14 protein-coding genes are annotated in these 12,601 nt (G+C 33.4%); all 14 read right to left on the reverse strand.

The features are described 5' to 3' along the window. Positions 1-48: 48 nt before the first annotated feature. The 14 genes from MY490_RS12725 to MY490_RS12790 all read right to left on the reverse strand — a co-directional run bounded on the left by MY490_RS12725 (position 49) and on the right by MY490_RS12790 (position 12,577). Positions 49-498, reverse strand: coding sequence for a dCTP deaminase domain-containing protein (locus tag MY490_RS12725; RefSeq protein ID WP_248266058.1), 450 nt, complete (start codon positions 496-498; stop codon positions 49-51). 119 nt (positions 499-617) lie between these two features. Next, positions 618-1,439: a GNAT family N-acetyltransferase gene (locus tag MY490_RS12730; protein WP_248266059.1), complete on the reverse strand. Its 822-nt coding sequence runs from the start codon at positions 1,437-1,439 to the stop codon at positions 618-620. Between the two features lie 96 nt (positions 1,440-1,535). Continuing rightward, positions 1,536-2,600 (reverse strand): undecaprenyldiphospho-muramoylpentapeptide beta-N-acetylglucosaminyltransferase, encoded by a 1,065-nt coding sequence (locus MY490_RS12735; protein WP_248266060.1) that lies wholly within the window; start codon positions 2,598-2,600, stop codon positions 1,536-1,538. 359 nt (positions 2,601-2,959) lie between these two features. Next, positions 2,960-3,799 carry a hypothetical protein gene (locus MY490_RS12740; RefSeq protein ID WP_248266061.1) on the reverse strand — a complete coding sequence of 280 codons (840 nt, stop codon included), beginning with the start codon at positions 3,797-3,799 and terminating at the stop codon, positions 2,960-2,962. A gap of 142 nt (positions 3,800-3,941) precedes the next feature. Beyond that, entirely contained in the window at positions 3,942-4,346 is a 405-nt protein-coding gene (locus MY490_RS12745) for a MaoC/PaaZ C-terminal domain-containing protein (protein ID WP_248266062.1), read from the reverse strand. Further along, complete coding sequence (locus MY490_RS12750) at positions 4,343-4,792, reverse strand: MaoC family dehydratase N-terminal domain-containing protein (RefSeq protein WP_248266063.1); 450 nt, start codon at positions 4,790-4,792, stop codon at positions 4,343-4,345. Before MY490_RS12750 ends, MY490_RS12745 begins: the two co-directional genes overlap by 4 nt. Before the next feature lie 17 nt (positions 4,793-4,809). Further along, positions 4,810-5,568 (reverse strand): 3-oxoacyl-ACP reductase FabG, encoded by a 759-nt coding sequence (gene fabG, locus MY490_RS12755; protein ID WP_248266064.1) that lies wholly within the window; start codon positions 5,566-5,568, stop codon positions 4,810-4,812. 18 nt (positions 5,569-5,586) lie between these two features. After that, positions 5,587-6,765: an acyl-CoA dehydrogenase family protein gene (locus MY490_RS12760; RefSeq protein ID WP_248266065.1), complete on the reverse strand. Its 1,179-nt coding sequence runs from the start codon at positions 6,763-6,765 to the stop codon at positions 5,587-5,589. Between the two features lie 52 nt (positions 6,766-6,817). Further along, positions 6,818-7,798, reverse strand: a complete 981-nt coding sequence (locus tag MY490_RS12765; RefSeq protein WP_248266066.1) for a quinone oxidoreductase family protein — start codon at positions 7,796-7,798, stop codon at positions 6,818-6,820. A 21-nt stretch (positions 7,799-7,819) separates the two neighbouring features. Then, the gene (locus MY490_RS12770) at positions 7,820-8,599 is read right to left on the reverse strand and encodes an enoyl-CoA hydratase/isomerase family protein (RefSeq protein ID WP_248266067.1); all 780 of its coding nucleotides are present in this window, start codon (positions 8,597-8,599) and stop codon (positions 7,820-7,822) included. A gap of 24 nt (positions 8,600-8,623) precedes the next feature. After that, positions 8,624-9,691, reverse strand: coding sequence for a phosphotransferase family protein (locus tag MY490_RS12775; RefSeq protein WP_248266068.1), 1,068 nt, complete (start codon positions 9,689-9,691; stop codon positions 8,624-8,626). A 30-nt stretch (positions 9,692-9,721) separates the two neighbouring features. After that, the gene (locus MY490_RS12780) at positions 9,722-10,123 is read right to left on the reverse strand and encodes an acyl-CoA thioesterase (RefSeq protein WP_248266069.1); all 402 of its coding nucleotides are present in this window, start codon (positions 10,121-10,123) and stop codon (positions 9,722-9,724) included. A 79-nt stretch (positions 10,124-10,202) separates the two neighbouring features. Continuing rightward, on the reverse strand, positions 10,203-10,772 hold the full coding sequence (locus tag MY490_RS12785; protein ID WP_248266070.1) for a TetR/AcrR family transcriptional regulator: 570 nt from the start codon (positions 10,770-10,772) through the stop codon (positions 10,203-10,205). A gap of 182 nt (positions 10,773-10,954) precedes the next feature. After that, positions 10,955-12,577, reverse strand: a complete 1,623-nt coding sequence (locus MY490_RS12790) for a long-chain-fatty-acid--CoA ligase (RefSeq protein ID WP_248266071.1) — start codon at positions 12,575-12,577, stop codon at positions 10,955-10,957. Positions 12,578-12,601: the final 24 nt, after the last annotated feature.

The following is a 12,601-nucleotide window of genomic DNA, read 5'->3' on the forward strand; positions in this document are numbered from 1 at the left end:
AATTAAAAGAACTCGATATGATCGAGTTCTTTTTTTATTTCTGCATTTTTATTTGCCAGTACTTCCAAAACCACTAACTCGTTCTTCCCCTGCGAAATCATCATCAGCTAATAAGAACTTTTGGAAAACAGCTTGTCCAATTCTCTCACCTTTTTGAATGATCACAGGCTCCTTCGAAACATTTATTAATTGCATCATGATATGGCCATCGTTTGAAGGATTGCTATAGTAGTCTGAATCAATAACCCCTACCCCATTTCCTTTCATTAAACCTTTCTTTAACGGTGTAGACGAGCGTACAAATAATGCTAAAAATTCGTCTTTTTGCATATACGCTTTTAATCCTGTACCAACAAGTTTGATCTCGTTTGGATTTATAATTGTCTCTTCAATACATTCGATATCATATCCAGCTGCATGAGTAGTTGCTCTTTTTGGTAGATTCACTCCACAATTTTCGAATCCTTTTGCTATTTCAAAACCTCTTATTTTTTCCAAAACTTTCACCCTTTACCATTTAATCCATTTCTAGTGTAACATAGATATTTTCATAATGATAAAATTATTATAGAACGTAAAAAAGAGGCTGTCTTTCTAAACAGACAGCCTCTTACAAATTATTGACTAATTTTATAATAATCTTGAGTGTTATATTGTCTAAATCCACAATCGATATATAATTTCTTCGCGTTACTATTTTCTAGGGCAACTTCTAAATGAATTTCGTTTCCAATCTCGTTTTCTTTTTGAATGGTTTGGAGTAATGCATTTTTTCCATATCCCCTACCTTGGTATTCTGGAAGTATTGCAAATCCATAAATCCAACTCTCATTATTTTCTCGTAGCAAACTCATTTTACCAATTTTTTCATCATTTACTTCTATTATAAATAAATCACGATCTGGTTCATTTAAAATACGTTGATTGTACTTCTTTGCATCACTATTTTCAAATCCAAAACATACAACATCTAAATTTGAAATAAATGCGAAATCTAATTGCTCTGCTTTCGTGAATTTAACGATTGGTGTAAATTCTTTTACCACTTGGTTTTTCCAAACCATTTGATATTCAGAAAATGAATAGTTACATTTATTTTGATTTCGAATAAATCCTTTCGCTGATGCTGAAGCTTCAGGAGCATTTAATAAAATGGTAGTGGTAGGAGCTATTGAATTAAGTGCTTCATTTAACAAACTAGAAAAAATTCCTTTTCGTCGATAATCTGGATGAACCATACCGCAGATTTCAACTTTTTCTCCAAAGTAGTAAGTCGCTAAAAATCCAACTAATTGATTTTCTTCATAGTGAAAGAAATCTTCTTTTATATCTTTTCTTCGATTTCTTAACATTTCCCAGTTTAACTTTAAAGTTATTTCATCAAATTTTTCACATGTTTCTTGTAGTATGTTAATTTCGTTTAATTGTTTTTCTGTCATCATATTTTCCACCTTCTTACACTACTTCGCTTAGTCCCTTTAGAGTTATTCAGCAAAAAAGCATTTCTTCCTTTATTGAGATTCCATTAATCGAAATCAATTACTATTTATTTCTTCAAGAAGTAGATCAAGTGCATAACTTTGATTCGATGATTTCATTTTGGTAATGAAAAAGTCCTTTTTAGTTTGAAGTTCTTCTATTGATTCTTGAAGTGATTTTTTCGTTAAATCCTCTTCTTCCAGCATTAATGCAAAGCCTTTTTCTTTAAAAGAATTTGCATTTACTATTTGGTCTCCCCTACTTTGATTTTTCGTAAGTGGGATGATTAACATCGGTTTATGTAACGCTAAAAATTCAAATATAGCATTTGACCCACCTCTTGTGAGAATCATTTGAGATGCGGCCAATACATCTGCTAGCTCGTCGTGTACATATTCAAATTGCTTATATCCTTGAATATTTTTTAAACTTTCATCAACATTTCCTTTTCCACATAGATGGACAATCTGGTACTTTTTCGTTAGATCTTGTAATGATTCTCTAACAGTTTCATTGATTTTTTTTGCTCCTAAACTTCCACCCATAATTGTTAATATTGGTATATAGCTTTTAAAATTAAGGAATTGTAAGCCCTTTTGCCTTGAGCCATTTAATAGTTCTTTTCTTATAGGTGAACCAATAACTGTTGTTTTATTTTTTGGAAAATAATTTTTTGCTTCTTCAAATGACGTAAAAATTTTTGTAGCAAATCGCTGAGAAATTTTATTTGCAAGTCCTGGGGTCATATCACTTTCATGAATAAAAATTGGAATTTTCAATGTGCTAGCAGCAATGATTACTGGTACAGAAACAAAGCCACCCTTTGAAAAAACTAAACTTGGCTTAATTTTTTTTAATACTTTTCTGGCGTCAAGACAGCCTTTTATTACTCGAAACAGGTCAATAATATTTTCAAAATCTATATATCGTCTTAATTTTCCGCTTGAAATCCCGTAATAAGGTAATTCAATTTTATTTATTAGTTCCTTTTCAATTCCTTTTTTTGATCCAATATAATGGATATCCCAATCATTTTTATTTAATTCATTTATAATGGCGATATTTGGTGTTACATGCCCCGCAGAGCCCCCACCGGTAAATACTATTGTTTTCTTAGACATATTAACTCCAATCTATTTTCTTTTTCAATTCCCAAATTTTTAAAGTCCATACTGGGACCAAAATAGCCTACTATAATATTTTAATCTCCCAAAAATTTTAACTCTCTATTTTTTCTCAATTTTATATCTTTATGTACCTTCATAGCTAAAAAATGCATAATTAGGCAAAGTATTCCCTTCATAAATTCACCAAATCAGAGTGTATTTCCTTTAAAAAGTAAAAATGCATTACTTCTTTTTTTAGAAGTAATGCATTTTCTCTGTTGTAAAATATGTGTACCTTACACCATGTTCACTGGCTAAATGTATCGAATGGATAGCGACTTCGCTCCAAAATCAATAAAATAAATCAAACGAGCCTATCTTTTATCGTTAGGATCTACTTCAAACCATTCAGACATCGATAAGTTGGTAGTAGAGTCTTCCCAATCATCAATTGATAAATCAGAAAAATCCGTTTCTAATAATTGTTCAGATGTCTTCTTTTCATTAGAGACGTTACCATGATTGTTATGTTGGTGTTGTTCTTCATTATGATTTGTAAAATCATAAGTTAATTCCGAATAATTTTTTTCATTAAAACTAGTTAATCCAGTTACTAGACCGCTCGATTTACTTTCGTCCATTGTACTTGCAGAATACTGGTTTATATTTTCTATATTTTGATTATTATACTTTTTCCTATTAGCTACTCTTGAGTTATGCTGCTTTTCCTCAAAAAGGTCTTGATGCTCTTGTTGTTGATGGTCTTCATGCTTATGATGTTCATGATTTTCATGATGCTCTTTATGACCTTCGTGCTTTGGTTCAAAAATACTTGCTGAAAATTCCTCCACATTATGTATTAGATTTTCAGCCCAATTAGGATGATCAGGATGGTGTTCATGACCTTTTTGATGCTTTTGATGTCTGTTTTGCTCATCATGTTCATGATGCTCGTTATGCTGGTGATTTCCTTTATTATGATCTATATTGTGATGTGAGTTTAATTCATTTTCACTGTTAATCATGGATAGTGTAGTTTTTAATTCTTTTTCTATATTCACAATTTGATGGTCAAAATTATGTAATTGCTTTTTAATTTCTTCCATATGAGACTCTATTTCATCTATTCTTTTGTTAACCTTATGCAAATTTTTTTGATGTTCATTTTTTTTCAAATCAAATTGCTCTAATAATTTATCAAATGAAAGATCCATTTTTCTCACCTATTTCGTTTTTTAATATTATGTGTAAATCCACTGTATCCAAATCCTATTTAATGTAAAATTAACATTAATCGTAGTTGAATTTGTAAAATACAAAAGGGACTCCTTTTAGAAGTCCCAATTAGAAACAGTATCATTCATATAATTTAAATAAAATTTTACCAGTAATAACCGTTACATCGTTCTGATTCTTTGCATTTACTTTAAAATGTAGTATATTTTCATCGACTTTATCAAGTGTTGAATTCAATGTGATGACATCATTTAGGAATACCATATTTTTGAATCTTATAGAGTAATTTTCAATAAAGCCAACTTCTAAAAAATCTGAAAAAAGCTTTGCTAAATTACCCATTGTCCACATGCCATGTGCAATAATTCCAGGTAAACCAGCCTTCTTTGCTTCCTCATCAATTGTATGAATAGGATTATAATCCCCTGATGCTCCTGCGTATTTTATTAAATCAATTCGAGATACTGGTTCAAGTACGACAGGTTTCATCGAGTCGCCAATTTGTAAATCTAATAATACCGTCATACCGTTAACACCTTCCTAACCTCTTCAGTTATAATAACAACTGATTTAGTCGTAAAAATAATATTGCCTGCTTGATCTTCTCCGTTATCTGACAGTACTAGAAACCCCATAAAGCCATGTCCACCACGTTTTTCATAATAGTCTTTTATCTCTGTATAACAATTAATGGTTTCACCAATTAAAAGTGGCCTTTTATATTCAAATGTTTGCTCACCATGAATTAGCCCAACATTAGGTAGGTTAAAATTCTCTATCTTCCCATAGTCAAATACTCTAGGAAATGTTGTTGGAGCAATATTTTGTCCATATCTAGATTGTTTTCCGTATTCTTCATCAACATAAATCGGATGTAAATCCCCAATTGCTTCAGCAAATTTTTTCACAGCACTACTTTCTACAGTATTTTTTACTGATTTAGAGCGTTTACCAATAAACGATTTAAACATTAAATTCACCTCATTTTTTAAGCTTTAGGTCCACCTGCAACATATAAAACTTGCCCATTTACATAGGAAGACTTTTCATCAGCAAAGAAAGCAACTGCATTTGCAATATCCTCTGGTTTACCTGTTCTTCCTGCTGGTATCTGACTTAAACTTGCCTCAACAAGCTGCTCAAAAGTAATACCGATTCGATTTGCTGTTTCCTTCGTCATTTCAGTTTCGATAAACCCTGGTGCTACAGCGTTAGAAGTGATTCCATATTTACCAAGTTCAATTGCAAGGGTTTTCGTTAGACCTTGCAAACCAGCTTTTGCAGTTGCATAGTTTGATTGACCACGGTTCCCAAGCGCCGATGTTGAAGAAATATTAATGATTCTTCCATATTTTTGTTTTACCATAAAGGCTTGTGCAGCACGTACAACATTAAAAGAACCTTTTAAGTGAACATCCATAACAGTATCCCAATCTGAATCTGTCATTTTAAATAATAAATTATCGCGAATAACACCGGCATTATTGACTACAATATCTATTGAACCAAATGTATCATGTACTTCTTTCATAGCAGCTTCAACTTCATTGGAATTTGTAACGTTTGCAACTTTAGTGTATATTTCATACTGCTTAAATTCTGAAGCAGTGTGTGAAAGTGCTTCTTCGTTCACGTCAATAATCGCTACTTTTGCTCCTTCTTTTGCAAATAATTCGACAATTCCCTTGCCGATTCCTCTACTACCACCTGTTACAAAGGCTACTCTACCTTCAAATCTTCCGACCATATATCTCTCTCCCATCTTTTAAACGTATTGTCCTAATTTAACATGTCCTTTTAGTAAATTACGTGAAATAATTAAGCGTTGAATTTCATCAGTTCCGTCGTATATTCTCCATAATCTTGCTTCACGGTACCATCTTTCAATTGGTAGTTCTTTTGTATATCCGATTCCACCATGAATTTGAAGGACGCGGTCAACAACTCGATTTCCCATATTCGAACCATATAGTTTCGCCATTGATGCTAAATGTCTATTGTCTTCTCCTTGATCGAGTGTATATGCTGCATTTAACACGAGCCATTTGGCAGCTTCTATTTCAACAGCCGAATCCGCTATTTGCCATTGTATAGCTTGTCGTTCGGCAATTGGTTTTCCGAATGTTTCCCTTTCTTTTGAATAGTCAATAGCCATTTGTAATAAACGTTCAGCTGCTCCAACTGCTGTGGCCCCAACAATCCATCTTGCAAATCCAATCCATTCAAGTCCTAAATTGTAGCCACCATTTAATTCACCTAAAATATTTTCTTCAGGCACACGGACATTATCAAATACTAAACCAGCTGGTCCCCATTCGCCCATAGTATGGATAAATTCGGATTTCCAACCCATTTCCCGGTCGACTATAAAACAAGTTACCCCATCTCTTCCACCAGTTTTTTGATGTCTTTCTTTGTCCGTAATTGCAATGACCATTACAAAATCCGCTTCATTTCCTCCTGTAATAAATGTTTTCTCACCATTTAATACCCATTCATTCCCATCCCTTCTAGCGGTCATTTTAATGTTTTGAGTATCAGAGCCGGCATTCGGTTCGGTCATTGCAAAGCATGATTTTTTATCACCATTTATTGTAGGAATAAGGTATTTCTTTTTTTGTTCTTCGTTACAATAAAATAAAATATTATCCGCATAACCACCAAATTTAAAAGGAACGAATGTTTTTGAAATTTCCATATAAATAATTGCTAACATCATTTGGCCTAAATCAGCACCGCCATATTCAGTAGGTGTATTAATTCCCCAAAAACCAGCTTTTTTTGCTTTCAATTGAAGTTCCTTTTCAACTGCAGGATCTAAGCTTGGTCTACCTTCACGCTCATTTCTAAGTACTTCATTTTCTAAAGGGATTAATTCTTTTTCAACAAATTTTCGAATTGTTTTTTGAATCATTTTTTGTTCGTCAGTGAGGCGTAAATGCATTTAAGTTTCCCCCGTTTCGATCTGAATCAAAGTTTTTCATATCAAAAATTCATTATTTTCTAGGCTCTAAAATCACTTTTCCAACAGTTTTTCTTGATTGCATTATCGTATGGACATTGGCTGCTTCACTTAATGGAAATACCTCTCCAATCGTAATCTTTAATTTTCCTTCAGCTAAATAAGTAAATAACTCTTCTAAGCTTTGTTTAATTAATGCTTTTTTTCTCAAAAGAGGAGGTAAGAAAAACCCAATTACTGATTGATTTTTTGCCATTAATGAAGATGGGTAGAACTTACTTTGCAAACCACTTGCTACACCATAAATAACTAATCTTCCGAAGTAAGCTAAGCAATTTAGCGTTTTGTAAAAAACATCGCCACCTGCCATCTCTAATGCAACATCTACACCTTTTCCATTTGTAGCTTCAAGTACTTTTTGTTCCCAGCCTTCTTCTGTATAATTGATTAATACATCAGCGCCCATCTCTTTTGCTAGCTGTAATTTTTCGTCTGTACTTGCTGTAGCGATTACTTTACCGGCTCCAAAAAGCTTCGCTAATTGCACTGCTAAAGTACCTAGACCACCAGCTGCGGCATGAACTAAAACGGTTTCTCCTGGTTCTAACATACCCATTGTTTTTAAGATATGATAAGCACTTAATCCTTGGACGGGTAATGCAGCGGCTAGTTTAAAATCCATTTCGTTCGGTAATGGAATGATTGACCGCTCATCTGTCAGGGCAAAATCTGAGTATCCACCACATTCCAACATTGAAACAACTCGATCACCAATTTTTACTGAGGTAACCTCATCTCCAATTTCCACTACGACACCAGCAACTTCAGCACCAGGTACATACGGCAAAGTAGTTTTGACTACATATTGATTTTCTCTACGGGCTGTATCAGCATAATTAACACCTGCTGCATGCACTTCAATTAATACTTCTTTCCCCTTTGGTACTGGTCTTTCAAGTTCGACCTTTTCTAATACCTCAGGACCACCAAATTGTTTAAATTGAATTGATTGCATCGTAAACTTCCTTTCAGTTTTTTATTTATTAGTAAAAATCGCTTTTCTTTTTTCTTTAAATGCAGCAACACCTTCTTGATGGTCTTCAGTTGCTACCATTAATGGCTGTGTAATTCTTTCAAGTTCTAGCATTTCATCTAAGGTTGATGTAAAAGATTGATTAATTAATTTTTTCATCATCCCATTTGCTTTTCCAGGACCTGCGGCTATTTTATTTGCAAATTTTACTGTTTCTTCAGCCAAGTTTTCAGGTGCTACTAGTTTGTTAATCATACCTAGCTGATCCATTCTTTCAGCAGGAACTGGCTCTGCAGTAAAGAAAAACTGTTTTGCTAAATATGGACCGATTAATCTTGGTAGGAAATAAGAACCGCCTCCATCAGAGATTAATCCCACTTGAGAGAAGCTTAATGCAAATTTACTATCGTCTGCAGCGATAATTAAATCACATGCTAAAGCCAAGTTAAAACCAGCACCAGCTGCAAAACCATGAACTGAAGCAATTACAGGCTTTTCGATTTCACGAATCGTTTTAATAACTGTATTTAGGATTCCTATATGCTCATATACTGCATTTGGCGTGACGTTTCCCATCGTTTTAACATCTCCACCAGCTGAAAATGAACGACCTGCACCATTTAGTACAATTGCTTTAATTTCCGGATTCAGTTTTGCTTCATTAAGCGCTTCAGTAATTCCATTCAACATGTCAAAACTAAAAGAATTTAGACTTTCGGGCCTATTAAGTGTTAAAGTTAATATCCGCTCTTTAACGTCTACTAATAAATGTTGTTTACTCATTTATTACACTCCTTTTATACGTATCTAGTTAACTGCTATTTCATTGGCAATCCTAATCAGATTTTCTGCGAATTGGTCAAACTTTGCAAAACGCTGATCACTTGTTTGACCCGCTTTAAATCGGTAGAAGATTTGTTGAACAATTACTGCTAATTTAAAATAAGCGAAAGCCATGTAGTAATTTATGTTAGCTAAATCTCTACCACTTTTCTTTGCATATGACTCAATAAATTGATTTCTTGTCATAAATCCTTCTTGAATCGTAACAGGTGGCTTACCTAATCCAAATTTTAATAAATCCGGATCATCATTTTGAATCCAATAGCATAAAGCGACACCTAAATCAGCTAATGGATCACCGATTGTTGCCATTTCCCAATCAAACAGTCCAGTCATTTCTTTTAAATCATGACTAAACATCGAATTATTCAATTTAAAATCATAATGAATGATTGATGACTGATGATTTTTTGGTACATAATTGTTTAACCAACTCATTAGTCGGTCAACCTCGGAAATTTCACTAGTTTTTGCCCTATTATAACGTCCAATCCAGCCATTAACTTGTCTTTCCATAAAATTCTCAGGTTTTGTTATGTCTAGGAGTTTTGTTTTTGTATAATCTATGGAGTGTAACTCAACCAGCTTATTTACCATTACAGTAGATAATCTTTTACGATCTTCAATTGTTACGTTTAAATGTGGGGGAAATAATGACTCAAATACTTCACCATTTTTTCTTTCCATCATGAAAAATGGACTACCTACAATTTCTTCATTTTCAGAATATAAAATGGGCTTAGGTGCAGCCGAAAAGTGTGGATGTATTTCTGATAAAATCCGAAATTCTCTTTTCATATCGTGTGCTTTTGGAGCAACTGGGCCAAGTGGCGGCCGTCTTAACACAACCTCCCATTCCCCAATTTTTAGTAAATAGGTTAAGTTTGAATGCCCAGCTGAGAACTGACGAATCGTTAATTCTCCATCTGGAAGATCATCAATATTTCTTTCTAAAAATTTATGTAAAGCTTGAGGATTTAACTCTTCACCTTTGCGAACATTAATCGTTTCTAATTCTATTTTTTCAGCCATATTACCCCTCCTTCACTTTGAAAATTCAGTTTATTTAACAACTAAATGCCTTTCTAACTGTTCTCTAAATAACTCAGGAAGTATTTCACTACGCTGTTCTTTAAAATTAAAAAATACGATGATCGCATTACCTTTGGCAACCATCTGATTTGTCTCTTCACAACGAATTTCATGCTCGAGATGAAAGCTTTTGGTTCCTATTTTTGAAATATAGGTCGATACTGATAATTTTTGATTAAAGTGACCTTGATTCACAAAATCACATTTCGTAGATGCTAGAATAAACTTCCAATCATCTAGATTCATTGAATAGCCAAGAGATTGGAAGAATTTAATTCGCGCTTCTTCTAAATAAATAAAGTAACTAGTATTGTTTATATGACCTAATGCATCGGTTTCACAAAATCTAGGGGTAACGGTGAATTTTTCCATAAAACAACCTACCTTTATCAATTATTTTGTATTTACCAATACTAACTGGTCGGTATGTAAAGGCGAAGGAGACAAGTGATTAATCCCCTACTTTAATCCCTTTTAAGATCATTTCTTGGAATGACTTCGCGATTTCAAATGCATTTTTTTGTCCCTCTGCGTTATACCATTCATAACTCCAGTTCATAACACCTAAAATACCGAATGAAACGATTGGTACGTCTATATCTGACCTTAAATCACCATTTTTTATTCCTTCATTAAGAAGTTTCTCAATATTAAATCTGTATAAATCTCTTTTTGCTTTAATTTCTGTTAAACTTTCAGGATTTAAATGTCTCATTTCACGATAAAATACCTTTGCACTTGGACCTTGCCTTTTAATGTCCATTAAGCTTAAATAAATGACTTCAAATAGCTTATCTGAAAAGCTTTTCTTTGAATCATTAATAACTTCTTCCTGCTCATTTAATACTTCATCAATAAATTGAAGGTGAATTTCCATAAGAAGCTGTTCTTTGCTTGTATAATAGTAGTAAAAAGTTCCTTTTGTCACTCCAATCGATTCGACGATATCTTGAATAGATGTACTCGTAAATCCTTTTTTATCAAATAGCTGTATAGAGTGTTCCTTAATTTTTTGTTTCATTAGATGTCCTCGCAATCTTAAAAATTCAATAGAATTATATCATAGTACAAGGAAGTCTTTATCATAATCCAATTTTTTCATGTTAATAAATAAGTATGTGTGGTTGGTTTCCACTGCATGATCCTCGCTTAAAGCTTTTGTAATTGTAGGATATAAGAATTTCAACAATATCCAATCTTCCATTACCCTAAATAAATAGAGCTTTCTTCTTCTCTAATAGCTCTTCTTAATATTTTGCCAACATTGGTTTTTGGTAGTTCTTTTCGGAATTCGATTATTCGTGGAACTTTATAAGTCGCTAAATGATTTTTGCAGTATTCCTTCATTTCTTCTAATGTAATATGTTTATCTTCTTTAAGGACAATCACTGCTTTAACTGTTTCACCTCTATAAGAGTCGGGTACCCCTATTACAACAGCCTCTTTTACGTATGGGTGCTCATAAATTACTTCTTCTATTTCACGAGGATACACATTATAGCCACTTGCTATAATCATATCCTTTTTTCGATCTAAAATTGAGACATATCCATCTTCATCGACGCTCGCAATATCACCAGTATATAACCATCCGTCTCTAATTGTATTTGCCGTTTCTTCTGGCAAATTCCAATAGCCTTTCATCACTTGAGGTCCTTTAATAATTAATTCACCAATTTCACCTACTGGAACTTCGTCTAATCCGCTAGCTAAGTCAACGATTTTTGAATCAGTAGATGGATAAGGGATTCCCACGGTACCAGGCTTTCTTGCTGCAAATGCCGGATTACTATGAGTAGTTGGGGATGCTTCAGATAATCCGTAGCCTTCTAAAATAGTAGCACCTGTCTTTTTTTCAAATTGCTTCATTAGTTCTACTGGCATCGGTGCACTTCCACTATTGCAAAGCTTTATTGCATCGATCCCATATTGTTCAGACTCAGGATGATTGATTAAGGCAATATACATTGTTGGAACGCCTGGAAATAGTGTAGGTTGTTCATTTTTTATCGTATTTAAAACTTCTTCTATTTCAAAACGTGGTAGGATGATCATTTCGTTTGCCATGAATACACTTAGATTAATACATACTGTCATTCCATAAACATGAAAAAACGGTATAATAGATAAGACTCGCTCACAACCAGGATTGAATGCGCCTTTAAAAAATTCGCTTTGCTGCATTATATTTGCATATAGATTTCGGTGGGTTAGCATTACGCCTTTTGAACGGCCAGTAGTTCCACCAGTGTATTGAAGAATTGCAACATCTTCATGAGAATCAATCGGGACTGGTTTCACTTCTTGATTTCCGCTTTGCAAAAAGCTTCCAAATGATATTCCTTTGTCATAAATCTCTTCTGTACCAGTTAAATTTACTAGGATAATTTTCCGTAAATTTGTTTCTTCAATTAATGGTTTGACGGTAGGGTACAAACTGTTTAATACAACAATTGTTTGAGTTCCTGAGTCATTTAATAATTCCTTTAGTTCCCTTTCAACCGACATTGGATTTATTTGGGTTACGATTCCACCTACAGTTAGAATTCCATAATATGAAATAACATATTGTGGACAATTTGGAAGCATGATTGCAACACGGTCACCTTTTTGAATACCATCTTTTTGTAAAGCAGAGGCAAATCTCTTTACTGCCAATTGTACTTCTTTATAAGTGTTTTTTTTACCATAAAATGATAAACAAGAATGATTAGGATAGTTCTCAACAGTTTCGTTAAACATTTCTGGAATTGATTTTGCCGGAATAGATAGTTCTTTTGCAATATATTCAGGATAGTGAGCTAACCAAACTTTATTTATTGTCATACATAACTCCCCATTTCTGATCAT

The organism is Gottfriedia acidiceleris (assembly GCF_023115465.1).
Classification (GTDB): domain Bacteria; phylum Bacillota; class Bacilli; order Bacillales; family Bacillaceae_G; genus Gottfriedia; species Gottfriedia acidiceleris_B.

What these genes read in the sequence shown, in the direction of transcription:
- MY490_RS12730 (WP_248266059.1), bottom strand. Translation starts at nt 1,439, where the DNA reads ATGACAGAAAAACAATTAAACGAAATTAACATACTACAAGAAACATGT.
- MY490_RS12735 (WP_248266060.1), bottom strand. Translation starts at nt 2,600, where the DNA reads ATGTCTAAGAAAACAATAGTATTTACCGGTGGGGGCTCTGCGGGGCAT.
- MY490_RS12740 (WP_248266061.1), bottom strand. Translation starts at nt 3,799, where the DNA reads ATGGATCTTTCATTTGATAAATTATTAGAGCAATTTGATTTGAAAAAA.
- MY490_RS12745 (WP_248266062.1), bottom strand. Translation starts at nt 4,346, where the DNA reads ATGACGGTATTATTAGATTTACAAATTGGCGACTCGATGAAACCTGTC.
- MY490_RS12750 (WP_248266063.1), bottom strand. Translation starts at nt 4,792, where the DNA reads ATGTTTAAATCGTTTATTGGTAAACGCTCTAAATCAGTAAAAAATACT.
- fabG (WP_248266064.1), bottom strand. Translation starts at nt 5,568, where the DNA reads ATGGTCGGAAGATTTGAAGGTAGAGTAGCCTTTGTAACAGGTGGTAGT.
- MY490_RS12760 (WP_248266065.1), bottom strand. Translation starts at nt 6,765, where the DNA reads ATGCATTTACGCCTCACTGACGAACAAAAAATGATTCAAAAAACAATT.
- MY490_RS12765 (WP_248266066.1), bottom strand. Translation starts at nt 7,798, where the DNA reads ATGCAATCAATTCAATTTAAACAATTTGGTGGTCCTGAGGTATTAGAA.
- MY490_RS12770 (WP_248266067.1), bottom strand. Translation starts at nt 8,599, where the DNA reads ATGAGTAAACAACATTTATTAGTAGACGTTAAAGAGCGGATATTAACT.
- MY490_RS12775 (WP_248266068.1), bottom strand. Translation starts at nt 9,691, where the DNA reads ATGGCTGAAAAAATAGAATTAGAAACGATTAATGTTCGCAAAGGTGAA.
- MY490_RS12780 (WP_248266069.1), bottom strand. Translation starts at nt 10,123, where the DNA reads ATGGAAAAATTCACCGTTACCCCTAGATTTTGTGAAACCGATGCATTA.
- MY490_RS12785 (WP_248266070.1), bottom strand. Translation starts at nt 10,772, where the DNA reads ATGAAACAAAAAATTAAGGAACACTCTATACAGCTATTTGATAAAAAA.
- MY490_RS12790 (WP_248266071.1), bottom strand. Translation starts at nt 12,577, where the DNA reads ATGACAATAAATAAAGTTTGGTTAGCTCACTATCCTGAATATATTGCA.